The organism is Chitinophaga fulva (genome assembly GCF_012927205.1).
Taxonomy (GTDB): Bacteria; Bacteroidota; Bacteroidia; order Chitinophagales; family Chitinophagaceae; genus Chitinophaga; species Chitinophaga fulva.
Map to the genome: position 1 here is coordinate 3572617 of NZ_JABBGC010000001.1, position 26712 is coordinate 3599328.

The window sequence follows — 26712 nt, forward strand, 5'->3', positions numbered from 1 at the left end:
TCTATGAAGAGGTTATTATTGTTTTGCCTGTTATCGGTGGGAAGTACGGCAGCGCTCCATGCGCAACAGATTTACCAGATACGGGCCGACAGTGTCCGCATCTATAATGTATGCGATACCGCAGAACTGATCATCGAGAACCGCACCCAACATACGAATGGCTTCCTGTATAATAAAGGTAACGGGCGTACGGAATTCAGGAAAGTGCGGCTGGAAAAGATTGGCGATACACAGATCGCTATAACGGGACAGGATACACTGGACCTGAATACACTGCCGGGGATTGCCGGTGTTGATACTATTTACCGGGAAGGGGACAATATTGTCTACCGGAAGCGGGGAAAGCTGACTTCGGTGTATGCACCGGTCTCCTACTTTTATTCTATTCCCCAAGATGGCGTCTATGGACCTGACGCCTTCAGTTCCTGGAAAGTAGTGGGCTTCGGTGCCTATGATTCGCCGGATATGCCTTTGACGTCGGAGCAGTCAACCGGTACCGGGCCATCTACACGAAATTATTATGTGGGTCATGTCGTGTTGCAGGGTGCTCAGGGCTACCAGATGGCGGTCAACTGGGATGCTGAAGATCTGGGCGTCAGAGGAGCTTTTATCCGAGGAAAAGATGATAACCGGCAGATATGGAGTCCCTGGCGGGAACTGGTTTTTAAAGATTATGTAGATAATAACAATAAATACATCAAAAACCAACGCAGTGTTGGCCAATCAGGCGGGTTTTGGGTGGCGGATTATGGATTGGTAGGTGCCACTAATGGTGTTGGGTCGGTGGCGTTATTTCCGGGGCTCAGCTCCGAAGCTGGTTATATCTCTTTCTATTCACCCGCTGCGAAACGAGTAGGATATGTGGGTGGAAAGCCGGATAGAATGTACTACAACGCAGAAATCGGCATGCATAACTTTGCCCAGCAAATTGAATGTGACCAAATAGGGCGCTTTAAAGGCTGGTTTAACACCGGTGGTGGTAAGGCTACGGAGATAGGTGTCTATGGAGACGGGTCATATATACAGGGATATGATCGCACGGCGCAGACCTACATCCCTACCTATCTTTTGGGTAGCGAGATTAGGCTGGGGACCAGGTCTGCTCAGGAACAAAAACTGGTCGAGTTTAGATCAAACAACAACTATTTTAATTACGGAAGCTGGATCGTAGATGGACAGGTTAATCAGTGGTCTGGCTTGAATTTTTCTTATGCTCCCAAAGTACCGTCTCTGCTGTTTGACAATGGAAATCACGGAGGATTTTATCAGCAGACTACCCAAAAATGGATCTTGTTATGGAATGATAATACTGAAACCTGGACGACTAATGGTAATGCTTTATGGCATGCAGGTAATCTCAATCCTCAGGTCACAGCTGTCGCTAACAGCGCCGCCTTGCGCGATGCCAACGGCAACCTCACCGCCACAGGCTTTTTCCAAAGCTCTAAAGCTGCGCTGAAGAAAGATATCCGCCCCTTCACGGAAAACGCCCTGTCTCTGTTGAATAAGGTAACCATTCAGCAGTTTGTGTATAAAGATGATAAAGAGGAAAATGTGCGGATAGGCATCATCGCAGACAGCACCGACTGGCATTTCTCGACAAAAAAACATGATCGTTTCGATACCAACAGTTCATTGGCGGTTACTATGAAAGCTGTCCAGGAGCTGAGTGAACAAAATAAAGCATTACAGCAGGAGGTGACCGAACTGAAAGCGTTGGTTAAACAACTACTGGAAGAAAAAAAATAATTTAATACCCAAAAAGATATCTATGAAAAAACTATGGTTGTTACTATTACTGTCAACAGGATACATGACTACTTTGCATGCGCAGCAAGTTTATCAAATCCGGGCGGACAGTGTCCGTATCTATAATGTCTGTGATACAGCGGAATTAATTCTCGAAAACCGTACCCAGGACACATTAGGTTTTTTGTTCAACAAGGGTAAGGGGCGCACCGAATTCCGGCGGCTACGGTTTAATGATGTAGGTAATGGAAAAATATCTTTCGGTAATCAGGATACGCTGGATTTTCGCTTTTTCTTGGGGGGTAATTTTATACAAAATCAGTATGGCACTGCCCAAAATGCAGGTTATTGGGTAAAAGGACCGGGGCGCGTTGACAGCACTTTTATGGTGAGCAGATATAAGAACAATATATCAGAAGATAGCTTACTGAGTACCAATACACAGGGAGAATTAAAGCTGGTCCATAAAAATACGCTTACTAATATTTATAACTCAAACGGGACATTAACGGGGCAGCGGATAGTTAATCTGGCAGGTAACTACCTTAGTTTTTTAGGTGGCGGAGGTCTTGTGATAGGGAATAGTTCCAGCGATTGGGCAATTGCAGGGTACAATTATAAGCTTATCACTACGGGACCCGTGTCGGTAAAAAATACTGTTGCTGTAAGGAGCACTTCCGATGATAATGCTCTTTTTGGTGTATCCTATCTTGGAACAAATGTATCACTTAGCCCGTTTTCTGGAAATAGCCCGACAAGCATGAGTTTCGGATACGCAAACCAGGGAATAATGATGACGCAGAACGGTAGTACCTGGGTAGGTGATTTTGGCAATTATTACCCCAACAGTACGCTATCCCTGGGAGGTAAAGTATTAGTGCTAAATTTAAGAAATTCAGTAAATGATGATAGTGTAGTTACTACTAACACTGGGGGATTATTGAAAATGAGATACATGCCAATAAAAGGCCCTGGCGTTTCCTTTAACACTAACATCATTACAGGTAATTATACGGTGTCAAATAATGATTACACGGTTATTAACCGGGCCACTTCCGGGAATCCGGCGGTTACCCTGCCCAGCGCTTCACAAAACAAGGGACGGACTTTGATCTTGTTCGATGATTCGGCCAACCGAATGACATGGAGCCCGGCCGTTTATTCCTATACAGGCGGCACCGGTTATACAAGTTTTAATGATGCCGCTTTGTCTGCATACAGAAAAATAACTATACAGAGTGATGGCTCCAACTGGTTTATTATGTCAGCATTTTAAGCTGCCGGTAAGCATTGGTTGGGCAATTGCCGGAAGAGAAGAAATAATTGAATATCCCCAATATCTATCTATGAAAAGATTATGGTTGTTGTTATTATTATTTGCAGGATGGACTACCACACTCCGCGCGCAGCAGACTTACCAGATCCGGGCCGATAGTGTACGTATATACAGTGCCTGCGATACCGCTGAATTGATTATTGAAAACCACACGCAGCGTGTTCCGGGTTTTTTGTTTAATAAAGGAAACGGTCGTACGGAGTTCAGAAAACTGCAACTAAAAACGCTTGGGGCCAACTTATTGTCCATCATCGGACAGGATACGGTGGATTTGAGCCCATGGGGAGATACCCGTTATGATCTGGCGAATACCAATTATTGGAAGATTCCGGATAGAGTGACAGCACCATTTGAGCAATGGCCTATGCATAAAGTGATAGGATACGACCAATATGCTGGCGTAGATATGCCTTATTTATCCAATCAGGCGTTTCAGTCTATCGGTGCAAATACCTACTATAACGGCTTGGTAGTCCGTACCGGTTCCACCGGCTTTGATATGGCAGTCAACTGGGACGGAGAACTGATGGGACCCAACGGTGTCTTCTTTCGGGTAAAAGATGATACCAAGCCGCATTGGAGCAATTGGAGGGAAGTGTTATTCAAAGACTATGCGGACACATTCTTTATCCGCAATCAGAAAACAGCCCCACAAGTTGCGCATTTATGGATAAATGGCGCTGCTAAAATCGGAGATAGTATCGTATTGGCTAAATACAAAAATAATGCGGCAGGTGATAGCGTATTGACAACGGATGCCGCCGGGAATTTAAAGTTGAAACTGGCAGGCAGTGGTAGTGACATTTACACGGCAGATGGTGCATTGACAGCCGATAGAACGGTAAATACGGGCGTGCGTTCTTTGCTTTTTAAGGGAGTCAATGGGACTACTGACTCCTCTTATCTGTTTTTTCGTTCAAATGTGGTGAAATTGGGCTCATTAAACGACCCTACAGCTGGGGGAGGGATTTCTGAACTGGGAACAGATAAGTATAGTGGTGTTGGGATGAGATGGTTAAGAGAAGATACAATCGCTTACACGCTGGCGAACAAATATGGCGTAGGGACTTATTTTGTGAAAGGTATGTATGCCTTCATTAATAATGTAACTGCCAATGCAGTTTACCTTGGCTTTTCGAAGGTAAGGGACGATACCAATGGACCAGCAATAAATTTAAGTTTGGTGCTTGATAGCTCCAGAATTGCATATGTGACGTCAAATTCAAGCACAAGGGTTACATACGATACGCTCTTTTATGTAACCAAATATGGCGATGCCAAAATAAACGGAACCTTAGAAGTCACCGGCCTTTACCAGTCTTCCCAACGCAAGCTGAAAAAAGACATTGAGCCATTTAATAGATCCGCGCTGGATATCATTAATAAAGCCTCGGTACAGACATTTAAATACAAAGCGGATAAAAACGGCGTAACCCATATCGGCTTCATCGCAGAAGACGCACCGGAAGAGATGGTGGCTCCTCAGCGTATCGGGGTAGATCAGGCCAATACGATGGCCCTATTGGTAAAAGCCGTGCAGGAGATGAACCAGAAAGTAGAAAGTCTGCAGCAGGAAGTAACAACCTTGAAGAAAGAGTTAGCTGATCTGAAGAAAGGAAAATAAAAAAAAGAAACGGGCTATATGGCCCGTTTCTCAGTTATATCAAGGTATATATGGTCCACCTGGTTCACCCCATCCCCATTTTGGCATAGGCTGTTCCTTATCCATTTCCAGCTTGTCCTCCTGTGAATTGATCACCGCGATGCGCGTGCCCCATTCGAGGTAACCTACAAAGGCGGATCGGAATTCCGGATCTGCTGGCAGATTCAGCTCATCAGCTGTTTCCAGCAACAGTGCTACCCATCTTTTACGGTGTTGTTCGGTCAGGTGTTTGCCCAAGTGTTTGTGTACCATGTGATAATGAGAACCTTCGCTATCGCTGTAAGTTTTCGGGCCGCCAAATACCTCGGCGATAAAATGAGCCACATGTTGCTGGTGTTCCGGGCTCATGTGTTTGAAAATAGGCTCCAGTAAAGGGTCTTTCAGCACTTTTTTGTAGAAGGTGTCTGTCAGTTTTTCAAACACGGGCATGCCACCGGCCCATTCGTATAAGGTGGGAATTTTTTTATCGTTTGTCATCTTGTTAATTTAGTGAAAATTGCTTTCAAATGTATGCAAGCTGGGTATCCGGAGCAATAACTTACCAAAAAGTAGGGAACAATGATAACACTCAACGATAAAACATATACCTGTCCGGTGGACGTCACACTTGGATTCATCGGTGGCAAATGGAAATTGCTGATATTGTCACATCTGCACTGGCAGGAGCAAAGCAGCTATACCAAATTGCGGGAGAACCTGCCTGGGGTATCGGAAAAAATGCTCAGTCAACAACTGAAAGAGCTGGAAAGGGATTTACTGGTGACTAAAAACATTACGTCCCGGAAGCCTTACCGTGTTCATTATACCTTGTCCGAAGAAGGGAAATCACTTGCACCGCTATACGAATTTATGAGTGGATGGGGCGTGGGGTACCTGAAGAAACATGGCGTAGATTATATTCAGGACCAGCATTTGTATAAATAACTGTTTAACCTTCAATGATGCCTTTCACCAGACCGCTCCATTGAGCTTTCGACAAGCCCAGGATAGCACTTATGCCGGTGAATAGATTCCTGATTTTATCCAGCAGTCTCCGTACCCCGGTATTGGGAATTTCATTCCTGCCATATACACTGGCTTTTACCTCTAATCCGTTTTTCTCTACAATAAAGGAACTGGTGGCGTAACGTTTAAAGAAGTGTGCTGTTTCCCTGTCTGCGGAATGAGGCAACGGTAACGGGCGTACGCGTATACCGGTATATGCATCTTCCTGACTGCGGATCTGTTCTATTTGTACCCAGTCGAAACCCTGTCCGGTATGAGTGCCAGGTCCGGGGAGACTGATACGGATATAATCTCCCTGATGGGCGAAACGGTCCACTGCTTCCCCGTTTGTATTAACAAGCTGAAACCGGGCGCGGAGTGGCCTGTTGAACAGTTGCCACTGATTTACGTCGAGCAACCTGCGCCGTGATGCTTCATACAAGGCAATGGACGCTTCATTATTGGCTGCACGCTTGCCATAGCTGGTATTGGACTGCCCTCCCCAATGCTGCTCCGGAATGAGACCGCTTGTTGCTAATGATGGATGCATAATTCTACAGATTGTAACCAGGGAAAAGTCCCCAACAATTGTGCCCCTGTATGTTGTTTTTAGCCGTCTCAGCATGGGACAGGATAGTTGCCCGGGGTATTTGCCCTAATTTACCTACCGTATTATTGCATGATAAAATTCCGCGTTATGCCAGAGAAGCTATTGATCGTATTGTTATTGTTTATTACGGTGGCCTGTACCGCACAAACCGGCCAAACGACGTTAGACCGTCTGCGTTGTGAATACCGTGAAAACCCGTTAGGCATTGATGCCACCGCGCCCCGTCTGAGCTGGGAGATCACCAGTAACAAACGCAACCTGATGCAACAGGCCTATCAGATTATGGTGGCTTCCTCCCTGGCCGACCTGAAAGCAGGTAAAGCAGACCTCTGGAATTCCGGTAAAATCAGTTCAGACCAGTCCCTTGGCGTGGTATACGCCGGTAAACCGCCGGGCACCGGTGATGCCTGTTTCTGGAAAGTGAAAGTATGGACCAGTGACGGAAAGGAATCTGCCTGGAGCACGCCGGCATCGTGGTCAATGGGGCTGCTGCGGCCGTCTGACTGGCAGGCGGTATGGATAGGCATGGACAGTGCTTTCGCCGGAGACCGGCCCACGGATACCTTTACCCGTTTGTCGGCAAGGTACCTGAGAAAAGATTTCCGTCTCCCTAAAAAAGTAAAAAAAGCAACCGCCTATATTAGTGGGGTAGGATTGTATGAGCTGTATCTCAATGGTACTAAAACCGGTAAAGACGTGTTAGCTCCCGGTCCTACAGAATATAATAAACGTACATTTTACAACACTTACGATGTCACTTCACAACTGCAACAGGGGGATAACGCTATCGGCGCTATCCTCGGCAATGGACGTTATTTCTCCATGAGAGGCAATGGTTCAGGGTTACCACCGATTACTAATTTCGGTTATCCTAAAATGATCTGTCAGGTGAATGTGATTTATGAAGATGGCTCTACAGAGAAAATTGTTACGGATAACAGTTGGAAAGTAACTGCCGCCGGCCCGGTAGGCACCAATAATGAATATGACGGTGAAGAATATGATGCCACCAAAGAAATGCCGGGATGGAGCAAACCTGGTTTCAATGCTGCTTCCTGGCTGCCGGTCCAATTGGTCTCAAGGCCGGGTGAGCTGCTGGTGGCGCAGATGAACAACAATATTCGTGTAATGGACACCGTGAGGGCGCTGCATGTAAAAGAGGTGAAGCCTGGTGTGTTTATCTACGATATGGGCCAGAACTTCGTGGGGTGGGTACGGTTGAAAGTGAAAGGTCCGCGTGGAACACAGGTCGTGTTGCGGTTTGCAGAAAGGTTGAAGGACGACGGTACCTTGTATATGGCGAACCTGCGCTCCGCGAAGGTAACGGACAAGTATACACTGAATGGAAAAGGTACAGAAGATTGGGAACCTCGTTTTACGTACCATGGTTTCCGTTATGTGGAGGTGACCGGTTATCCCGGAAAGCCCGACCTTGGGGCTGTTGAGGGCAGGGTGGTGTATGATGACATGGCCACCACCGGTCATTTTGAAACGTCCAATGATGTGATCAATCAGATTTACAAAAATGCTTACCGGGGAATCCGGGGCAACTATCGCGGTATGCCTACTGATTGCCCGCAACGTGATGAGCGCATGGGATGGCTGGGTGACCGTGCCGTTGGCGCCAGAGGGGAGAGCTTTATTTTTGGCAATCACCTGTTGTACGCCAAATGGTTGCAGGATATCGAAGATGCGCAAACACCCGAAGGCAGCGTGCCTGACGTAGCGCCATCCTACTGGCGCATGTACTCCGATAACATGACCTGGCCTGCCGCTTACCTGATCATCGCCAACCTAATGTATGAACAATATGGTGACGATCAACCTATTCGCCGTCACTACGCCTCCATGAAAAAGTGGATGGCCTACATGAAGGACAAATACATGAAGGATGATATCCTGACCAAAGATACTTACGGCGACTGGTGTATGCCGCCTGAATCCCCTGAGCTGATCCATTCCAAAGACCCGGCCCGCAAGACGGCAGGAGATTTCCTCGGAACGTCCTTCTATTATCATCTGTTGACCCTGATGGAAAGTTTTGCCAGCATTACCGGTAACACTGCGGATGTGACAACATTCAAAAACCTCGAAGAAAAAGTGAAGACAGCTTTTAACAAGAAGTTTTTGAATGAAGAAGGTGGTTATTATGCCAACAATACACCCACTGCCAATATCTTCTCGCTGGCTTATCAGCTGGCCCCGGAAGACCGGCGCAAACAGGTGTTCCAGCATATTGCGGATAAAACGCTCAACGATTACAAAGGTCATATCAGCACTGGTCTGGTAGGCGCGGAATGGCTTATGCGCACACTCACCAGCTATGGCAGAGGTGATATTGCCTACAAACTGGCGACAAATACGACCTATCCCAGTTGGGGATATATGGCGAAAGAAGGCGCCACCACCATCTGGGAGCTGTGGAATGGTAACACGGCCGATCCTGCCATGAACTCCGGTAATCATGTGATGCTATTGGGCGATCTGGTGGTGTGGTATTATCAAAATCTCGGCGCTATCCAGCCAAACCCTGCAGCCCCGGGATTTAAAAATATCATTATGAAACCATTGGTAGTGGGTGATCTGAAAAAGGTAGATGCTTCCTATCATTCAGGTTACGGTTTGATACGCAGCAACTGGGAGAAAATAGACCAATCTTTTAAATGGCGTGTAAGCATTCCCGTTAATACCAGGGCTACTGTTTATGTGCCGTCAAAAGAGGCTAAAAATATCAAGGAAGGAGGTAAGCCCATCGGAGACAACAAGGATGTGAAATTCTTAAGGATGGAAGATGGTTATGCCGTGTATGAAATTCCTTCGGGGAACTATGATATACAAGATGATTTCTGATGCTCCTGATGCGAGGAGATAAGAGCGGTGAATGTTGTCCCCATTGGTTTGTTGCCAGTGGGGCATTTTTTATTATGGGTTAATGCGTAATGCGTCTTCCCATTTTAGTCTGCCGCGCTTACTTTTTGGCAAGTTTTACCCGAAAGTCTCTCATGGAAGTGCGTGGCGCATCTGCTACTACCTGCCCGGTGACGATCAGGTGCTCCAGCCTGGAGCTGATGAATGCATCATCGAGGTTATTACGCCGATCACTAAATCCCATTACTTGTCCGATTACTCTGGCAGCAGGCTTCCAGCGGTTGCTGCATCGCGCCAGGACCTCGTGGTCATGTGCCGAAAGGTCCAAAAACTGTAGCATGCCGTGTTCGTCGCATTCCCTGAGCTGTTCCGGGCGTGATACGATGTTTTCATATTCACGGGCCAGTGTGTTGCGTTCTGCGATGCTCAGCGATACTGCCTGGTTAATCAGCGGCGCCAGTTGATCGGCGGAATAAAAGATAAGGCTGTACAAGTCATGTATGGGCGGGACTTTCACCAGTATAACGTTAACGGGTACATTTTCCAGCCAGTGGCAGGCCATTCTGGTGAAAACATAGTCATCTCCATCGCCGGCGGCCCATATGATCAGCCTGTCTACCGGTTTATCAAGTAAGCGGGCCTTTAACTGCAGCCAGGGCGCAAATGCATCAGGTCCACCATCTGACCAGTTGGTACCTTTCTTTACGTAGTTGAGGCTCCGCAGAAATTCTTTTCTTATCAAGCCGTCGTTCAGGGGGCCGGTGCCGGGAATATCGTTGATAGCGTAAGTTTCGCCGGTCAGCAGCTGTTCCTTTATGGCTTGATAAAGCGTGCCGGCAGCGGGGAGGGATGCGGTAAGATGTAAGTCTGACATAAAATGAATATAAGTAAATCTGTCTGTCGCATTTTTTTATTTTTTTGTAACCAATCGGTTACTTATATTTGTAACTGAACGGTTACAAATTAAATTTTATGCGCAGAGATGTTTTTCAGGCGATAGCAGACCCTACGAGAAGGGAGATTATTCATCTGTTGGCTGACAGGTCGTTGAGCCTGAACATGGTGGCTGATCATTTTGATATCAGCCGTCCGGCGATTTCCAAACATGTTAAGATATTGACAGAGTGCGGGCTTATTATTATCCAGCAGCAGGGGAGGGAGCGTCATTGCAAGGCTAATCTGCATCAACTGAAAGAGGTATCGGAATGGGTGGAGAATTACCGCCGGTTCTGGAACAGGAAACTGGATGCACTGGAAGCTTTCCTGGAAGAAGATGGTAAGAAGAAAAAGAAAAAAAATAAATAATCACCCATAAATCATGTTTTATGAAAAATCAACCGCTGGTCGTTGAACGGTTACTGAATGCACCTGTTAATCAGGTTTGGGAAGCATTGACAGTGAAAGAAAAGATGAAAGTATGGTACTTTGAGGTATCAGATTTTAAACCGGAAGTAGGGTTTGCGTTTAGTTTTGTTGCTGCGGACCAGGGTGTTAAGTACATCCATCATTGTGTGGTGACAGCTGTGGTGCCGGACAGAAAACTGTCATACTCCTGGAAGTATGAAGATTACGAAGGCGAATCCTTGCTGACATTTGAATTGGAGCCGGAAGGAGATAAGACGAGGCTGATATTAACACACGAAGGACTGGAGACTTTCCCGCAGCATCTGAAATCCTTTACCAGGGAAAGCTTCACCGGTGGCTGGAATTACTTTATCAACAATGCGCTGCCGAAGTACCTGGACCCGGAGTTTGTACCGGAGCCTGCGAGTGAAACACGGTGCTAGGATGGAAGTTCCCTGCTACGAACAGTTTTCGGGCTGAAGGACTTACATTTGAAGTATGAAGCAACAAATTTTAGATAAGATAGAAAAGCTGGGTGGCAACATTCAACGGGCGAATGGTGCCACCCTTCCGGAAATATGGCAGGGAATCACTTTCAGTCATCCGCTTTGGACTAAAGACTGGGAAGGATATGGACTTGATAAATTTTATGAGGAACATCAGGCCTTGTACACAACCAGCCAGGATACTTTCTATGACAACCTGCTGGCGCATTATTTCTCTGACCATGAAATACCTTACGGACAGGATTTCTTCCGTTCCTGGCTGTTTACCCCGTTTAAAGTTGGCTCCCACGATGATGGCGAGTTAGACGGGCTCGTTGAAGAAGAGGAAATCAGGGAAGTTGTCAAAGGCGCTGAGCTGGACTTCATGTGTATTTTCTCTTCCTACGGTTTTCCCGATCACTATTTTGTATGTTTGACCGATCCCAACCCGGAGAATCCGATTGTTTATAGTACAGATCACGAAGTCTATTTTCAGGAGATCGATAACCGCGGAACGCTGGAAGATTTCCTGGAAAGATATATGACCAAAGACGAGTTTTTGCAGGTGGCCAAAAAGCATATCGAATCCAGTTTAAGCTCCCTCTCATAAACCACCTTTATCCGATACCTTAACCCTGGGGAATCGGGATGCCCGGGATTTTATTATCTTGCCCCTTATGGGTCGATTTTCTTTATCCAATATTATTTACACCCTGCTGTTAGCTGGGCTACTGGCAATTCTGTTCATCCCTGGAGGGAAGGTATGGTTCATGCAGCAGCTGATGAAAGTGGGTTTGTTGCAGCCGTCAGTACCAAAAACAAATGAAGATGCCTGGCCAGCGCCGGAGATGCTTTTCCGCGATGCTGCGGGTGCGCCGGTGGCATTGTCTTCCCTGAAGGGCAAAGTGGTGTTTATCAATTTCTGGGCTACCTGGTGCCCGCCGTGCAGGGCGGAGATGCCTTCCGTGGACCGCTTGTACCGCCAATGGAAAGATAACCCTGGTGCCATGTTCCTGATCGTGGATGCCGACAGTCAGCCGGATAAGGCTGCTGCCTTTATGCGTGATAATGGTTATCAGTTGCCCGTAGCCTTTCTGGCCGGAAATGTACCCCAAAATGTATACAACGGCACGCTGCCTACCACACTCATCATCGATAAGGCGGGCCGGATCGTGTTCCGGGAAACCGGCGCGGCAGATTATAGCAGCCGCCGCATGGAACAATATATTCAACAGTTACTGGCTGAAAAGCAATAGTTTTTGTAAATTTTGGGTATGGTAACCGCTGAAACGGTATAGCTATCCCAAAATTGTTTACTTTTGAATAAATATTTCGTTTACAATATTTACTATGAAAACAGATTCATTAGCCAATAAAGTGTATGTAGAGCTGCGTCGTAAGATTCTTTCCAATCAGCTGGTACCAGGTATGCGCCTGAAAGAAGACGTATGGGCCAAGAAGACAGAGGTGAGCCGTATGGCCGTGCGGGAAGCGCTGACAAGGCTGCTGGGCGAGAACCTGGTGGTATTCGGAGAGAAGGGTGGTTACTTTGTGAAGTCCATGACGGCCGAAGATATCCGCCAGATCCGGGAGCTGCGCGAGCTGCTGGAGCTGGGCGCCATCCGGATGGCCATCCACAAGATAGGCAAGGCTGATATTACAGCACTGGAAAAGATCTGTGACGACTTTACCAATATGGTGAAAAACGGCTACATGGGCGGCGCCTGTGAAGCAGACATGAAATTCCACGAAACCCTGATCTCCCTTGCAGGTAACACCAAGCTGATGGAAATATACCAGTCCAGCAATATCCCCCTGTTTCATATGAAGCTGGGCAAAATGCTGGTGCAGATGGATGACTATGAACAGACGGACGAAGAGCACCGCGCTATCCTCCATGCCCTGAAAAATAAGGACGTTAAAAAGGCGGAAGATGCACTGGTAAAGCATTTGCTGCGTGGAGAAGTGACCACCCTGGAAGTAGAATAACCCCTTCCTTTTTTATTGTATCTCCCGGATTTTCCCCCTCCTCATATTTTTTCGCAAATATTTTTTTGTTTACAAAATTTGAATATATTTGTAAACAGAGTGGCGAACAACTGACCGTTCCCGGCCGGTACTAAAGCTAACGTTATGTGAAACTCGCGGGCAGTGCCAACGCAACGTGTAACCGTGCCCGTATTATCAACCTGTAATGCCGACATGTGTTCTTTCATTTAGGACAGTGAACGGTTAATAAAATAAAACGCGAAAAACTCATCCTGCGCTGAAATCTATATCCGGCGGATGACATGTCAACAGCAACCGGTGCATGGCTATCCATGCGCACGGGATTATCTAACCATTTTATCTAACCAGCATTATGAAAGGAACACACCTTTACCTATTTGCAACCCTGCTGGCGCTCGTCGCAGGTCTTTGCAAGCCACAAAAGCTGATAGCACAGGAGGTCAGGGAAATCAAAGGGACAGTGCTCGACAGCGCTACCCAGGCTGCTCTTCCGGGTGTTACGGTGTTTATCAAAGGCACGCAAACCGGCGCTTCTACCAACGCGGAAGGCCACTTTACCATCCGTGCCGCCAGTGGCGATGTGCTCATCTTCTCCTACATCGGTTATGATAAAAAAGAAACAGCCATCGGCAACCGCAATAATGTATTTGTCTCCCTGGCGCCCAGTAAAACCACACTGAATGAAACAGTGGTCATCGGTTATGGTGCGGTAAAGAAAAGTTCCGTGACCGCCTCTGTGGCCAAAGTGGAAAACAAAATACTCGATCAGGTACCTGCCGGTCGCCCGGAAGCTGCGCTGGTAGGCCGTATGGCAGGGGTGAATATCTCCCAGTCACGCGGTCAGGCAGGATCTGCTCCCACCATTCGTATCCGTGGCATCGGCTCTATCAGTGCGGGCAATGATCCGCTGATCGTGATAGACGGTATCCCCGGTGGCAACCTCGGTATGATCAATATGAACGACGTACAGTCTGTGGAAGTGCTGAAAGACGCGTCCTCCGCGGCGATCTATGGTTCGCGTGCAGCCGGTGGCGTTATCCTCGTCACCATGAAAAAAGGCGTAGCCGGTAAACCCAAGTTTAACTTCAACGGCTACGCGGGCCTGGGTAAAGCGATCGTACACAACGACTGGCTCACCGGCGATGAATACTACAACTACGCGGTTAAATATCAGAACCGTGAATATGCCTGGGTAGGCGGAGACGTTAGCCTGCCGGTATGGGGCGATGCCAGAAGGCCTGCTGCCTACCAGGTGAGCGATGTGCTGAAAACGGGCCACACCGTATGGCAGGACGCTGTCATGCGCACAGCGCCCATCCAGAGCTACAACATTTCCGCCAGCGGTGGTACGGATAAAGCGACCTACTATGTGGCGGCTACCTATAAAGATGAACAAGGCTCCATGGTTAACACCTGGTTTAAAACCTACGGCCTCAGGGCCAATGTAGACGTACAGGCCAGCAAAGTGGTGAGCGTAGGTTTTATGCTCAATCCTACCTATTCCAAACGCCGCTACAACCCTTCTGAGATACCTAACTATTCCAAATATCCTTCTTTTGTAGATGTACAGCGCCCTAACGGCACCTATCCCAATGCGCGCGAATACTGGGGCGCTGTAGTAACCGGACAGGTAAACCCTATGGCTACCCTGCAGGGTTCCGAATATTATGGCAGCAGCATCAGCAATATCGGGGAAGCCTATCTGAAACTGAACCTCGCCAAAGGCCTGAGCTTCCGCTCTTCTGTAGGTACCACCATGGACTTCAGTAACCGCGACGAGTTCCAGGCTTCCTGGGCTACCAGCGCCGCGAAAAACTCCGGTACCGATATCACCAGCACTAATATCAATGTGCTCAATGAAAACGTGTTGAGCTACAATACCACGTTCAAAGGCGGGCACGATCTGTCTGCCATCGCGGGTGCTTCCTATCAACGCAACGACAGCAAGTCGGTGAACCTCTACGCAGTGGCCGGCAGCTATAATAACGATATCGTACACACGATGGGCAACGCTACACTGGCACCCAATAGTAATACGCTCAAAAGCAAATGGGGCCTTATTTCCTACTTCACCCGTGTGAACTATGGTTATAAAGATAAATACCTGCTGTCTGCTTCCATCCGTACAGATGCCAGTTCCCGCTTCGGTCCGGATAACCGTTGGGGTTATTTCCCCTCGGTGTCCGCTGCCTGGCGTGTGAAGCAGGAAAGTTTCCTGAAAGACTTCAAACCCATCAGCGATCTGAAAGTAAGAGCCAGCTGGGGTGTGACGGGTAACTTCAACATCGGTGATTTCCAATACCTCGGCCTGATGGGCAATACCTTCTATTCTCCCGGCAACGTGGTGACCAAAGGTCAGGCGGCCATCAGCTATGGCAACAGCCAGCTGGGCTGGGAAAAAACCAAAGGCCTCGACTTGGGTGCTGAGTTGTCTGTACTGGATAACCGTATCAGCATAGTATTTGACTACTACGATAAACGGACCACCGATCTGCTGTACAGCATGCCGGTGCCGGCCACTACAGGTTTCGCTAACACCATGACCAACATCGGGGAGATACGCAACCGCGGGATAGAGTTTGAAGTGAACTCCCGTAACATCGTCGGTAAATTCAACTGGCAGACATCTTTCAACTATTCCCGTAACCGGAATACGGTAGAAGACCTGGGTGGTGTGAACAACGTGGTCATTGCAGACCCTTCTTCTAATATGAACTGGATACTACGTGTAGGCGAACCGATGTTCTCTTACTATGGGTATAAGATCAATGGTATTTATAAGGATGCCGCTGACGTGGCGGCCAATCCGGGTATCGCGGGCTCCCGTCCCGGTAACCCTAAATTTGAAGACACCGATGGTAATAAAAAGATTGATGCCAACGACAAACAGCTACTGGGCAATTTCCAGCCCAAAGCTATCCTTGGAATGGTGAACAATTTCTCTTACAACAATTTTGATCTGAGTATTGCCATGCAGGCTTCGCTCGGCGCTAAAATGTACAACTACGAAAACCAGTTCTACCAGGGCGCTCTGCTGGGCGCGATGCGCCGCTCCCTGGTGGAAAACCAGTGGTTGTCACCATCTGATCCGGGCAACGGTAAAGTGCCGGCCAGCGCACTCAATACATTGGGATTCCAGACTATGTCTGACGCTTATATAGAAGACGCCTCCTTCCTTGCCATTCGTAACGTAAACCTCGGGTATACCCTGCCTGAAGCGCTGGTCCGCAAACTGCGGGTAACCAACTTCAGGGTATACCTTTCTGCCAGCAACCTGTTCATCTTCACCAAAAAAGAATTTCATGGATATAACCCTGAAGGTTATACGAAGGGAGAGGTGAATGGTGTTGCCAGCATGCCGGGCGCCAACTACGGAGCAGAACCTATCAGCCGCATCTATGCGTTGGGATTCAATTTTAACTTCTAACAGACAAAAGCGTATTCCATGAAAAAGAACAAACTATATATACCGGTCTTACTACTGGCGCTTGCCGGCAGCAGCTGTACCAACAGCCTGCTGAATATGACGCCGGATTCTTCCCTGACCACCAACAACTTCTATAAAACGTCCAATGATATGGACCAGGCGGTCATTGGTATCTACAGTGGTATGCAGGACCGTAAACCGAAAGATTATCTGCTGATGGAGATGCCCGGTGATAACCTGTACATGGGTACCGCCATGCCCGGTGTGAATGATCTTGACTATCTGACTGTAAACCCTGAAAATACCGCTGTGGCGGACTTCTGGGAGAAGAGTTTTTATGGTATCGGTCGCGCTAACGCCGTGCTGGAAAACATAGACCGGCCTACCGATTATGCCTCCGGTAAAAAAGAGCAGTTCACCGGTGAAGCTAAATTTATGCGTGCCCTCTTTTATTTTGACCTGGTGAGATTGTTTGGCGGTGTGCCGATGGTGACCAAAACACCTAGTATCAGCGAAGCGAAGAATATGCCGCGGGAATCGGCCGACAAAATATATGAGTTGATCATTGCTGACCTGAAAGCAGCGATTGACCTGTTGCCTGCACCAGCCACTGCTGTCAGGGGCCGTGCCAGCAAAGGTGCTGCCACTGGCCTTCTTGGTAAAGTATATGTATACAGGAAAGACTGGGCCAACGCTAAAATTTACCTGGAGAAAGCCATCCGCGATTTTGGTTACCAGTTAGAGCCCAGCTTCGCTACCTTATGGAGCCTGGCTTCAGAAGACAACAAAGAGATTATTCTCGCGATCAAATATACCGATGGCTCCAACGGGCACTCGCTGGGCATCGATTATGCACCTATTGGCGGTATCGCCGGTGTGGTGGGTTCGGGCAACCAGTATGCTTTTCCTTCCTGGAGCCTGAACAAAAAATATATCGCTGGCGACAGCCGCAAAGCATCCACTATTTCGGACTACGTGGTGAAAGCCACTTCTCCCAATGATCCACCGGCATGGGGCCCCTACGTGAAAAAGTACGCCACCAAATTCACCGGGGCCACTTCCGGTCAGGACCTGCCTGTGCTGCGGCTGGCCGACGTGATCCTGCTGTACGCCGAAACCCTGTACAACAGCGGTGATAAAAGCAATGCATTGATACAGCTGAATGCGGTCAGGGAAAGAGCTTTTGGTGATGCCACCCACGATTATACCGCTGCGGATATTACGAATCCTGATAGCTTCCTGGATATCCTGTTGCTCGAAAGACAACTGGAACTGGCCTACGAAAATGAACGCTGGCCCGACCTGGTACGTACCGGCCGTTTCATGACCGTAATGACCAGCGAAGAAAGGGATTATAATCCGGCGACCAGCACCGCCACCAAAGTGACGCTGGCGCCCAAAGCCACCATGGCAGTATTCCCGGTGCCACAGCGCCAGATCGATCAGTATGCGCCTGGTGTACTGAAACAAAACGAAGGATATTAATTGCATCAGAAACCAATCATACGCTTAACAGTACGGGATGTTATACCAAAAAGGAATCGTTAGACGGATAATACTCATCAGCATGGTGATGCTCTGTGGTATAATGTCCCATGCTCAGCATGTGACCAGCGTGCGCGCTCATGGTGCCCTGGCGGATGGTAAAACAGACGACAGCAGAGCTTTTCAACGAGCAATTGTACAGGCCCAAAAGAACGGTACCCGCAAAATATTCGTTCCAAAGGGGCACTATTTGATCGCGCGGCCTATTAAACTGCCTTCCTATTTTACGCTGGAAGCAAGCCCGGATGCCTACATCGAACTGAATCCCTCCTGTAATCAGTACCTGTTGCAAAACGAAGACCTGGTTAACGGCAACGCACATATTAAAGTGACCGGCGGTAAATGGAACGGCAACGGCTGGACACAGACGCGCACCATTCGCAGTACGGTGGACAGCTCCGATTTTTGTTTCGGTATGCTGTTCTATAAAGTGCGCCAGCTGGAAGTGGGGAATTTGCAGATAGACAGTACCCGCAGCTGGGGCATCGCGTATATGGAATGTGATACCGTGCATATACATGATATCCGTTTTCAGCAAAATCCGTTTAAAGACGCGCAGCAGACCAGTGCGCTCATGCAGAATGGCGACGGTGTCACCGGCGGTGGCAATCATGTGCTCATCGAAAATATCTCCGGTTTCACCAACGATGACCTGGTCGCCTTTGCGGCTGGCGGCGCATCTTTCCAGGGAAAGATGTCTCCTTTCCCGGCGGTGGATTACCACAACGTGACCGTCAGAAACATTGCCCCTGAAAATATTTACGATTCCATTCCTGCTCTGAAGGCAGTCGCTTTTTACACGTTTGAGAACCGGAAAGTGAGTGACATCACCATTGAAAAGGTGCATGGCAACACGGCCATGGCGTCCGTGCTGTTTTACAGCCTCTTCGGCAAAACAGGTTATTTCTCTAACGTCACTATCAGGGACGTGTCGGGCGCCAATGTGTATGGCCGTTTTACACAGCAGCAATTGCCTACGGTATACGGCATTATCAGCGTTAAACAATCGGTGATAGACCGGCTGGATATCAGCCATGTCAGCCGGGAGGAGGACTGGTATGCCAATCCGCAGTTTTTATTCGACGAAAATACAGTTATCGATTCTCTCAATATAAACCAGGTAGACATCCGGCACCGGCATATACAGGGCAACCTGCTATGGCAATCGACCGGTGCGGTCATTAAAAACAGCCGTATCAACGGGGTGTCCATCCAGAACAGGGAATAGGTGAGATTTTACATAAAATTTTAACAGCATCGCTATTATGAACGCATGGCCCAAATCATCCTCGCTTTTAAAGAGCAATGAACAATGGATACCCGGTGGCGTGGTATCTCTGAACCGTAAGTCAGACCCCAATATTTGTTTTGTCAGCGGGCAAGGCAGCCGGGTCACCGACCTGGAAGGAAACGAATACATCGACTACCAGGCTGGTTTTGCCGCCTCGTTTCTGGGACATAACGACCCCGACGTAAATAAGGCAGTACGTGCCGCGCTGGACAATGCCACGCTGCTAATGGGCGCAGGTCCCACCAACCTCGAAGGAGAGTTTGCGCAGCTTTTCTGCGACAGCGTTCCTTCCGCAGAAAGCATCGAAATCACCACTACCGGTTCTGAAGCTACCTATCACGCTATTCGTATAGCCCGTGCCGTTACTGGTAAAAATCATATCATCGTGATGCAGGGCGGATATAATGGCTGGCACAACGATGTGGCCTGCAATGTGATCAGCAGCCTCGCTGATGTGGGAGAGCGGGTGAGCCCCGGTGAGTATCCGTTCGATTCTCTCTCCGCCGGTATTCCGGACAGCCATTCTGAACTGGTACATGTGATCAACTATAACGATATCGCTTCTGTGGAGTATATCCTGCAACGTTATCCCGTGGCGGGCATTTTGCTGGAACCTATCTTACAGAACATCGGCGTGGTGAAACCACTGCCCGGGTACCTGGAGGCATTGCGCCGCCTGGCTGATGAACATGGCTTCCTGCTGATTTTCGATGAAGTGAAAACAGGCTTCCGCCATGCGTTGGGTGGTTATCAGCAGTTGTGCGGCGTAACGCCGGACCTGAGCACCTTCGGTAAAGCCGTGGCCAACGGCTATCCTGTGGGAGTGATCGCCGGCAGGAAAAAATACATGGATTACTTTATTCATCCCGATAAAAGCAAAAAAGTGCTGATAGCAGGCACTTTCAACGCACATCCGCTGACAACGGCGGCAGCCATCGCCACGGTACGGAAACTGGCTTCTGCTGAGTTTAAAGTGTATGATCATGTGAATGGACTCGGGCAGATGCTGGAAGACGGTTTAAAGGATATTTTCAGTACTTCCGGCCGGCCTTTCCATATTGCCCGTCAGGGTTCCGCTTTTTGTGTGTATTTTATGGACCATAGTCCGGTGGATTATCATGACATATTGAAACACCATGATTTTGCGTTTGATAAATCATACCGTCTGAAGCTGATTGAAAAAGGAATTTTTAATTTCCCGTTACCGATCAAACAGGGCAGTATCTCTTACGCCCATTCGACCAAAGACATTGAAGAAACATTAGAGAAAACCAAATCAATATTGTCAGCGCTATGAAGATAACGGCGATAGAAACACAGGTTTGTCACGCGCGGATGCGTAACTGGATCTTTATCAAAATCGTTACAGACCAGCCCGGCCTGTGGGGCTGGGGCGAAGCCACGCTGGAATGGCATACCAGGGCAGTAGTAGGCGCTGTGGAGGATATCAGCCAGCTGCTGATAGGAGAAGACCCGCGGCGTATTGAATACCTGTGGCAGATGATGTACCGTCAGCATTTCTGGCATGGCAACGGTATTGTTCGGGGCACGGCTATCAGCGGTATCGATATTGCGCTCTGGGACATCCTGGGAAAAATACACGGCGTGCCCTGTCACGAATTGTGGGGTGGCCGCGTAAGGGATTATATCCGCCTGTATTGCCACCTGGGGGGTGGCAAGATGGAGGACTTTTACGAGACCCGTCCGGATGATGCGGCCCGTTTCGGTGAACTGGCATCACGTGCGGTGGAAGACGGTTTTACCGCCTTTAAATCGATGGCGGTGCCCGAAACCATGCCGCTGGAAGGGTTGAAGCCTATCCGCTATGCAGAGGCCTGTGTACGCGCCATGCGGGATGCCGTAGGGGAGGACATCGATATCATGGTGGACTGTCATGCCCGTCCCAGCCCGCTGATGGGACTTCAATTCGCTAAAGCGCTGGAGCCATATGGTTTGTATTTCTTCGAAGAGCCTTGCTGGCCGGAAACGATGGAAGACATTGCCCGGATACAGCGTGCGGTGAAAACGCCGATCGCCAGCGGTGAAAGGCTGGTAGGTGTACATGCTTTCCGGGACATGCTGGAGAAGCGTGCCGTAAGCGTGATTCAACCGGACATTACCCACTGTGGCGGATTGAGTGAAGTGCGGAGAATAGCGGCCCTGGCGGAAGCTTACCGCGTAGCCGTGGCGCCGCATAATCCACAAGGACCGGTGAGTACTGCCGCTTCTATTGAGCTGGGTTTCGCCACCCCTTCCTATGCCATCTGTGAAAGTGTACACAACGATGTGCCATGGCGGGAAGAAGTGGTGAGTGAAGGATTTACGGTAGAGAAAAAAGGACGGATCGTGAAACCCAATCACCGTCCGGGTTTGGGAATAGAGATCAATGAAGACGCTGTAAAGAAACATCCTTTCCAACAGGAGGTATTACAGCGTACGTTTTATAAAGATGGCAGTGTCGGTGACTGGTAAAACAGCAGTTTATGGAAAAACTATTGGAAAAGAAGACAGTCCTGATCAGTGGCGCCCTTGGCGACATTGGCAGGGCTGTGGCCCTTGCGTTTGCAGCGCAGGGGGCCGGCGTAGCGCTGGGTGACATACAGCCCGAAGCGGCAGCGCAGCCATTGCTGCATGAACTGGCGTCGATGGGCGCACCCTGTCACTATGCACAGGTGGACGTGTCCGACGCAGTGGCGGTTGACCGCTGGCTACAAGCCGCGGAGGCAGCATTGGGACTGGTGAGTATGGTAGTCGCCAATGCTGCTACTGTCACGATATCGGGCCTTTATCAGATCACGGCGGAGCAGTGGAGCAAAGAGCTGCGGGTGAACCTGGACGGTGCTTTTCATGTGGCGCGTGCTGTAACAGCCCGTATGCTGGAACAGCGTGTAACCGGCAGCGTAGTATTCGCCGGCAGTTGGGCGGCGGAAGTGGCGCACAGCCATATCCCCGCGTATTCCGTATCCAAAGCCGGCCTGCGCATGTTATCCAAATGTATGGCGCTGGAGCTGGCGCCGCATGGCATTATGGTCAACGAGATCGCGCCGGGTTACGTAGATGCGGGGCTTAGCCGCGTAGTATGGGAGCAGGCGCCTGAACAGAAAGAACACGCACGCCTGAAAACGCCCGTACGGCAGCTGATCACACCGCAGCAGGTGGCCCGTGAAGTGGTGCGCCTCTGCGATCCGGAAAACAGGCATATCACCGGCAGCGTGCTGCTGATGGACGGAGGCTTGTCTCTCTTGTAATAAACCAACCACATGACGAACTACCACGGGATCATAGGCATCGCAAGAGCTGATATCACGCCGCCGGTGGGCATCTTCGCCCGTAACTGGGGCGCTGCCACACATGATGTGGCAGCGGGAGTACATATGCCGCTGACCCTTACCTGCATTACTTTTCAGACAGATAAAAACGCACTGCCGCTGGTACTCTTCTCCGCCGATCTGGGATGGTGGAAGAGCGCTGCCGATGAAAGAAATTTACGGCATGGCATCCTGAAAGCCTTGTCATTGCCGGAAGAACGGTTGATGTTCTGTTTGACCCATACCCACGCAGGCCCCAGCACCTTCAGTGAAGATGCTGGTAAGCCTGGTGGTCATCTGATAATTCCTTTCCTGCAACAGTTGCAGGAAACAGCTGTCCATGCTGCCCGTGAAGCGATGGCCACTGCTCAACCAGCTACGCTTACCTGGCAATACGGCCGGTGCAACCTGGCGGTAAACCGCGATTTTCCCGAACCTGGTGGAAACAGGCTGGTGGTAGGTTACAATCCCGCCGCCGCCGCAGATGATACCGTGCTGACTGGCCGCATCACGAACGCAGATGGTCGTATTATGGGGACTATTGTAAACTATGCCTGTCACCCTACTACGCTGGCATGGGAGAACCAATTGCTGTCGCCCGATTACATTGGCGGCATGCGCGGCGTGGTGGAACCGGCTACCGGCGCTCCCTGCCTGTTTTTGCAGGGCGCTTCCGGGGAACTGTCGCCCGCAGAGCAGTACAGCGGTGATACTTCGCTGGCCGACGGTTACGGCCGTCAATTGGGATTTGCCGTATTGTCCACGCTCGAAGGTATGTTGCCTCCCGATACGGAACTCACATTCACCGGTGTGGTGGAATCCGGCGCTTCCCTTGCCATCTGGAAGAAATCACCTGCGCCCGCAGACACCACCCTGATGGCAGAGATGACAACTGTGGAGATGGTATTGAAGCCGATGCCTTCCCTTTCGGAAATAGAAGCTGCCTGGGCCACGTGTGAAGACCATGTGGTGAAAGAACGGTTATGGCGGCAACGTGGTATCCGTAAAACGGTAGGAGAGGGTACTGTGGCCAATATGCCCTTATGGATATGGAGACTGGGCAACACGATACTGGCAGGCCAGCCGAATGAAGCGTATTCTGGCTTTCAGCTGGAATTGCGCCGGGAGCTGGCGCCGGCAGCGGTGGCTGTTATGAACATCGTAAATGGTTATGCTGGTTATCTGCCGCCGTCAGCATCGTTTAACCATCAAAGTTATGCGGTATGGCAAACGCCTTTTGAGAAAGGCTCGCTGGAGCAACTGATACGCTCCGCCACTACTATTTCACAACGAATGATCCGAACCGCATGAACCTGAACCTTACTTTGCTTGATGCTGTTATTTTCGGCGCCTATATCCTCGGCGTTATCGGCCTGGGTATTTATGCTTCCCGGAAGGCGCAGCAGACTAAACGTGATTATTTTCTCGCAGGCGACAAACTGCCCTGGTGGATGATCGGCGGCAGCATCATTGCTGCCAATATCAGCAGCCATCACCTGGTAGGCGCTATGGGCATGGCTTACAGCCGAGGCTTTGTCGCTATCGCCATGGAATGGGGCGCCATCCTGATGGGATTTAACGCGCTGCTATGGATATTCCTGCCTTTTTATATCCGCAACGGTTTTTATACCGTGCCGGAATTTCTGGAAAAACGTTTCGGTACGGCCGCCAGGGCCACTTATGCTGGCCTGATCCTGTTGACCTACGTGCTGGTGGAAATCAGTGCGGTATTGTATCTGGGTGCATTATCACTACACTCGCTGCTGGGCATCTCTGTCATGCCCTGTGTGGTGATACTGGCTGTCATCACCGGTATATACACCATCGCAGGTGGATTGCGCGCGGTGATATACACCGAGATGTTGCAGTTGGTCGTACTGGTGATGGGTGGCATTGCGCTTACTATCGCCACGGTAAATGCCGCTGGTGGCATGAGTGCGGTTACAGATACGATGAAGGACTGGGACCTTATCCTGCCGGCCAACGATCCCGATTTTCCGTGGACGATGTATCTCGGTGGGGTACTTTGTATCAGTGTGTTTTATTGTGCTACGAACCAGTTCATCGTGCAACGGGTACTGGCGGCTAAGAATGAATGGCATGCCCGCATGGGCGTGGTGTTTGGCGATTACCTGAAGTTCCTGGTGCCTTTGATCATTACCGTACCAGCGCTGGTAGCGCCCAGGCTTTTCCCGGACCTGGAAAAGCCGGACCTGTTGTTTCCCACGCTGGTGGAGAAGTTGTTGCCTACGGGGCTCGTTGGGTTGGTCATGGCCGGACTTATCGCAGCGGTGATGTCGCATCTTTCCGGTGCTATCAATTCCTGCACCACCATCCTGACGGTAGATATTTACCTGCCTTACTTCCGTAAGAAAGCTACCGACATAGAGGCAGTACGTTTTGGCCGGTGGGCCGGCGCGGTGATCATCGTGATTGGTATCCTGTGCACAGGGCTGTTCCTGACGCAATCCAAAAAACCGGTGTTCCTGTACCTGATGAATGCCTATGGGTTGTTTACACCCGGCATTGCAGCGATGTTCCTGCTGGGCATTCTTTGGAAACGTACGACGCATGCAGGTGCGCTGGCAGCGGGCATTCTGACTATTCCGATGTCTATCGCCATGGAGATCGTTTTCCCGGCGATGCCTTTCTTTAACCGCACCGGTATTGTTTTCTGGACCTGCGTAGTGCTGTGCATCGTCGTAAGTCTGCTCACGAAACCGGTACCTGAAGCACAACTGAAAGGACTGATCTGGAACCGCGAAAGCCTGAAACTGCCTCCCGATCTGTTACTGCAGTCACGGGGCATACGCAACCCTACTTTGTGGTGGGCGCTGATAACAGGCGTGGTGTTGTATTTCTATATCGTGTATGCTTAACTATGATGGCCATGATTATTGCTGATGCTCCTGATTTACGGAGATCGAAGTGGAGATCGACATAAAAATAAAAAACACCCCTTGTTTTTTGTCTGTTCTAATCTCCGCTAATCAGGAGCATCAGCAATAATCATGATCATCACAGTTATAGAAAGCATGATTCTCTTTGGTGATAATATCAATTGGCATAAAATGCGTTTTCTCTACCGGTACTTTCATCACGAGGTGCTGGTAGAGCGCCATAATACCGCGATAGCCCTGTTCCTGCGGCTGTTGGCAAATGAGAAAGTCAATGTGGCCCTGATCGAGGCGTGACACATTTTCTTTGGTGAAGTCATAGCCAATGAGCAGGATGTCTTTATCGATTCCCTTTTTTTCGAGATAACGGGAAACGGCGGCTACCCTGGAATTGGTGACGAAAATAGCGCGTACGTCTGCATGTTGTTGCAGTGCTTTCGAGAGTTCTTTTTCAATAGATGCCTGATCGGTTTGACGGATATCTTTTTTGACAATGGGGCGTTTGGTGTCCTGGAAGTAAGCGCGTAAACCCTCTTCCTTACGGAGCAGGTGGTGATGGTCTTCTATCTCGTGGGAGATATTGAGTACCAGTACCCGCGCATTACGGGGAGTACAATAGCGGATTAGTTGCCCGGCCTGATAGCCGCTGCGGAACAGGTCCGGGCCGATGTAACAAAGGCTTTCCTGTTGCGGGATATCAGAGTTGATAAAAACATACGGAATATTGAGTTCCTTACAGGAACGGATAAACGCAACGGATTCTTCGATGAAGGAGGGGGCCAGCAGGATACCGTCCACCGGATTTTTAAGTACCTGTTTGGTGACTTTTCCAAAAGATTTCCGGTCGTTGAGATCAAAGTAGAACGGTTCTACTTTAACGCCGAACTGTTTGATTTCTTCTTCTGCTTTCTGGATGCCGGCTACCGGAAGTGTCCAGAAGTCAGTTTCCTGGGAGGACACTTTCGGCAGTACGGTCGCCAGCCGGAGTATATGGCGTGATGCCAGCCGTCTGGCCAGTATATTGGGCTGATAGTTCAGTTCCCGTATGATGGCTTCTATTTTACTTTTTGTTTTTGGGGAGACACCGGGCCTGTTATGGATAACTCTGTCCACGGTGGCGATGGCCACATTGGCCCTCCGTGCGATCTCCTTGACACCGAAGGGCTGTTCGGCCGCTTTTTTCTTCATATCGGTT

Annotated in this window: 22 protein-coding genes; 18 read left to right on the forward strand and 4 right to left on the reverse strand. The window is 49.4% G+C overall.

What is annotated here, in order from left to right:
• Window positions 1–3: 3 nt before the first annotated feature.
• From HHL17_RS14495 to HHL17_RS14505, 3 genes are read left to right on the forward strand one after another with little or no spacing between them, the layout of a single operon-like run.
• Window positions 4–1749 (forward strand): tail fiber domain-containing protein, encoded by a 1746-nt coding sequence (locus HHL17_RS14495; protein ID WP_169225411.1) that lies wholly within the window; start codon window positions 4–6, stop codon window positions 1747–1749.
• A gap of 22 nt (window positions 1750–1771) precedes the next feature.
• Complete coding sequence (locus tag HHL17_RS14500) at window positions 1772–3025, forward strand: hypothetical protein (protein WP_169225412.1); 1254 nt, start codon at window positions 1772–1774, stop codon at window positions 3023–3025.
• Window positions 2991–4709 carry a tail fiber domain-containing protein gene (locus tag HHL17_RS14505; RefSeq protein WP_169225413.1) on the forward strand — a complete coding sequence of 573 codons (1719 nt, stop codon included), beginning with the start codon at window positions 2991–2993 and terminating at the stop codon, window positions 4707–4709. The genes HHL17_RS14500 and HHL17_RS14505 overlap by 35 nt, the downstream gene beginning before the upstream one ends.
• A gap of 39 nt (window positions 4710–4748) precedes the next feature.
• Here HHL17_RS14505 and HHL17_RS14510 read toward each other — a convergent pair whose 3' ends face one another.
• Entirely contained in the window at window positions 4749–5225 is a 477-nt protein-coding gene (locus tag HHL17_RS14510) for a group II truncated hemoglobin (protein ID WP_169225414.1), read from the reverse strand.
• An 81-nt stretch (window positions 5226–5306) separates the two neighbouring features.
• On the opposite strand from HHL17_RS14510, the gene HHL17_RS14515 reads away from it, so the two are divergent.
• Entirely contained in the window at window positions 5307–5672 is a 366-nt protein-coding gene (locus HHL17_RS14515) for a winged helix-turn-helix transcriptional regulator (protein ID WP_169225415.1), read from the forward strand.
• Between the two features lie 4 nt (window positions 5673–5676).
• Here the strand turns inward: HHL17_RS14515 and HHL17_RS14520 are convergent, their stop codons facing one another.
• Complete coding sequence (locus HHL17_RS14520; RefSeq protein WP_169225416.1) at window positions 5677–6282, reverse strand: hypothetical protein; 606 nt, start codon at window positions 6280–6282, stop codon at window positions 5677–5679.
• A gap of 147 nt (window positions 6283–6429) precedes the next feature.
• Between HHL17_RS14520 and HHL17_RS14525 the strand changes: the two genes are divergently transcribed.
• A complete protein-coding gene (locus HHL17_RS14525; RefSeq protein WP_169225417.1) occupies window positions 6430–9192 on the forward strand; it encodes a glycoside hydrolase family 78 protein in 2763 nt (920 codons plus the stop codon).
• A gap of 118 nt (window positions 9193–9310) precedes the next feature.
• Here HHL17_RS14525 and HHL17_RS14530 read toward each other — a convergent pair whose 3' ends face one another.
• Window positions 9311–10084, reverse strand: coding sequence for a DUF3658 domain-containing protein (locus HHL17_RS14530; protein WP_169225418.1), 774 nt, complete (start codon window positions 10082–10084; stop codon window positions 9311–9313).
• A gap of 98 nt (window positions 10085–10182) precedes the next feature.
• Between HHL17_RS14530 and HHL17_RS14535 the strand changes: the two genes are divergently transcribed.
• From HHL17_RS14535 to HHL17_RS14595, 13 genes are all read left to right on the forward strand, one after another.
• Window positions 10183–10515, forward strand: a complete 333-nt coding sequence (locus HHL17_RS14535; protein ID WP_169225419.1) for an ArsR/SmtB family transcription factor — start codon at window positions 10183–10185, stop codon at window positions 10513–10515.
• Between the two features lie 20 nt (window positions 10516–10535).
• Complete coding sequence (locus HHL17_RS14540; protein ID WP_169225420.1) at window positions 10536–10997, forward strand: SRPBCC family protein; 462 nt, start codon at window positions 10536–10538, stop codon at window positions 10995–10997.
• A 55-nt stretch (window positions 10998–11052) separates the two neighbouring features.
• The gene (locus tag HHL17_RS14545) at window positions 11053–11649 is read left to right on the forward strand and encodes a hypothetical protein (RefSeq protein ID WP_169225421.1); all 597 of its coding nucleotides are present in this window, start codon (window positions 11053–11055) and stop codon (window positions 11647–11649) included.
• A 67-nt stretch (window positions 11650–11716) separates the two neighbouring features.
• The gene (locus HHL17_RS14550) at window positions 11717–12295 is read left to right on the forward strand and encodes a TlpA family protein disulfide reductase (protein ID WP_169225422.1); all 579 of its coding nucleotides are present in this window, start codon (window positions 11717–11719) and stop codon (window positions 12293–12295) included.
• A 94-nt stretch (window positions 12296–12389) separates the two neighbouring features.
• Window positions 12390–13028 (forward strand): GntR family transcriptional regulator, encoded by a 639-nt coding sequence (locus HHL17_RS14555; RefSeq protein WP_169225423.1) that lies wholly within the window; start codon window positions 12390–12392, stop codon window positions 13026–13028.
• 373 nt (window positions 13029–13401) lie between these two features.
• Window positions 13402–16476, forward strand: a complete 3075-nt coding sequence (locus HHL17_RS14560) for a SusC/RagA family TonB-linked outer membrane protein (RefSeq protein WP_169225424.1) — start codon at window positions 13402–13404, stop codon at window positions 16474–16476.
• 18 nt (window positions 16477–16494) lie between these two features.
• Complete coding sequence (locus HHL17_RS14565) at window positions 16495–17961, forward strand: RagB/SusD family nutrient uptake outer membrane protein (protein WP_169225425.1); 1467 nt, start codon at window positions 16495–16497, stop codon at window positions 17959–17961.
• A gap of 82 nt (window positions 17962–18043) precedes the next feature.
• Window positions 18044–19249, forward strand: coding sequence for a glycosyl hydrolase family 28-related protein (locus HHL17_RS14570; RefSeq protein WP_169225426.1), 1206 nt, complete (start codon window positions 18044–18046; stop codon window positions 19247–19249).
• Between the two features lie 37 nt (window positions 19250–19286).
• Window positions 19287–20609, forward strand: coding sequence for an aspartate aminotransferase family protein (locus tag HHL17_RS14575; protein ID WP_169225427.1), 1323 nt, complete (start codon window positions 19287–19289; stop codon window positions 20607–20609).
• A complete protein-coding gene (gene dgoD / locus HHL17_RS14580; protein ID WP_169225428.1) occupies window positions 20606–21784 on the forward strand; it encodes a galactonate dehydratase in 1179 nt (392 codons plus the stop codon). The genes HHL17_RS14575 and dgoD overlap by 4 nt, the downstream gene beginning before the upstream one ends.
• A gap of 11 nt (window positions 21785–21795) precedes the next feature.
• A complete protein-coding gene (locus HHL17_RS14585; RefSeq protein ID WP_169225429.1) occupies window positions 21796–22560 on the forward strand; it encodes an SDR family NAD(P)-dependent oxidoreductase in 765 nt (254 codons plus the stop codon).
• 12 nt (window positions 22561–22572) lie between these two features.
• The gene (locus HHL17_RS14590) at window positions 22573–23931 is read left to right on the forward strand and encodes a hypothetical protein (RefSeq protein WP_169225430.1); all 1359 of its coding nucleotides are present in this window, start codon (window positions 22573–22575) and stop codon (window positions 23929–23931) included.
• Window positions 23928–25499 (forward strand): SLC5 family protein, encoded by a 1572-nt coding sequence (locus tag HHL17_RS14595; RefSeq protein ID WP_240975288.1) that lies wholly within the window; start codon window positions 23928–23930, stop codon window positions 25497–25499. Before HHL17_RS14590 ends, HHL17_RS14595 begins: the two co-directional genes overlap by 4 nt.
• A gap of 120 nt (window positions 25500–25619) precedes the next feature.
• On the opposite strand, the gene HHL17_RS14600 is transcribed toward HHL17_RS14595, so the two are convergent.
• Window positions 25620–26705 (reverse strand): LacI family DNA-binding transcriptional regulator, encoded by a 1086-nt coding sequence (locus tag HHL17_RS14600; protein ID WP_169225431.1) that lies wholly within the window; start codon window positions 26703–26705, stop codon window positions 25620–25622.
• Window positions 26706–26712: the final 7 nt, after the last annotated feature.

Coding starts and splice junctions, on each gene's coding strand:
- HHL17_RS14535 (WP_169225419.1), top strand. CDS start 10,183: ATGCGCAGAGATGTTTTTCAGGCGATAGCAGACCCTACGAGAAGGGAG.
- HHL17_RS14530 (WP_169225418.1), bottom strand. CDS start 10,084: ATGTCAGACTTACATCTTACCGCATCCCTCCCCGCTGCCGGCACGCTT.
- HHL17_RS14545 (WP_169225421.1), top strand. CDS start 11,053: ATGAAGCAACAAATTTTAGATAAGATAGAAAAGCTGGGTGGCAACATT.
- HHL17_RS14595 (WP_240975288.1), top strand. CDS start 23,928: ATGAACCTGAACCTTACTTTGCTTGATGCTGTTATTTTCGGCGCCTAT.
- HHL17_RS14510 (WP_169225414.1), bottom strand. CDS start 5,225: ATGACAAACGATAAAAAAATTCCCACCTTATACGAATGGGCCGGTGGC.
- HHL17_RS14565 (WP_169225425.1), top strand. CDS start 16,495: ATGAAAAAGAACAAACTATATATACCGGTCTTACTACTGGCGCTTGCC.
- HHL17_RS14550 (WP_169225422.1), top strand. CDS start 11,717: ATGGGTCGATTTTCTTTATCCAATATTATTTACACCCTGCTGTTAGCT.
- HHL17_RS14515 (WP_169225415.1), top strand. CDS start 5,307: ATGATAACACTCAACGATAAAACATATACCTGTCCGGTGGACGTCACA.
- dgoD (WP_169225428.1), top strand. CDS start 20,606: ATGAAGATAACGGCGATAGAAACACAGGTTTGTCACGCGCGGATGCGT.
- HHL17_RS14520 (WP_169225416.1), bottom strand. CDS start 6,282: ATGCATCCATCATTAGCAACAAGCGGTCTCATTCCGGAGCAGCATTGG.
- HHL17_RS14525 (WP_169225417.1), top strand. CDS start 6,430: ATGCCAGAGAAGCTATTGATCGTATTGTTATTGTTTATTACGGTGGCC.
- HHL17_RS14505 (WP_169225413.1), top strand. CDS start 2,991: ATGGCTCCAACTGGTTTATTATGTCAGCATTTTAAGCTGCCGGTAAGC.
- HHL17_RS14570 (WP_169225426.1), top strand. CDS start 18,044: ATGGTGATGCTCTGTGGTATAATGTCCCATGCTCAGCATGTGACCAGC.
- HHL17_RS14585 (WP_169225429.1), top strand. CDS start 21,796: ATGGAAAAACTATTGGAAAAGAAGACAGTCCTGATCAGTGGCGCCCTT.
- HHL17_RS14500 (WP_169225412.1), top strand. CDS start 1,772: ATGAAAAAACTATGGTTGTTACTATTACTGTCAACAGGATACATGACT.
- HHL17_RS14540 (WP_169225420.1), top strand. CDS start 10,536: ATGAAAAATCAACCGCTGGTCGTTGAACGGTTACTGAATGCACCTGTT.
- HHL17_RS14560 (WP_169225424.1), top strand. CDS start 13,402: ATGAAAGGAACACACCTTTACCTATTTGCAACCCTGCTGGCGCTCGTC.
- HHL17_RS14600 (WP_169225431.1), bottom strand. CDS start 26,705: ATGAAGAAAAAAGCGGCCGAACAGCCCTTCGGTGTCAAGGAGATCGCA.
- HHL17_RS14575 (WP_169225427.1), top strand. CDS start 19,287: ATGAACGCATGGCCCAAATCATCCTCGCTTTTAAAGAGCAATGAACAA.
- HHL17_RS14555 (WP_169225423.1), top strand. CDS start 12,390: ATGAAAACAGATTCATTAGCCAATAAAGTGTATGTAGAGCTGCGTCGT.
- HHL17_RS14495 (WP_169225411.1), top strand. CDS start 4: ATGAAGAGGTTATTATTGTTTTGCCTGTTATCGGTGGGAAGTACGGCA.
- HHL17_RS14590 (WP_169225430.1), top strand. CDS start 22,573: ATGACGAACTACCACGGGATCATAGGCATCGCAAGAGCTGATATCACG.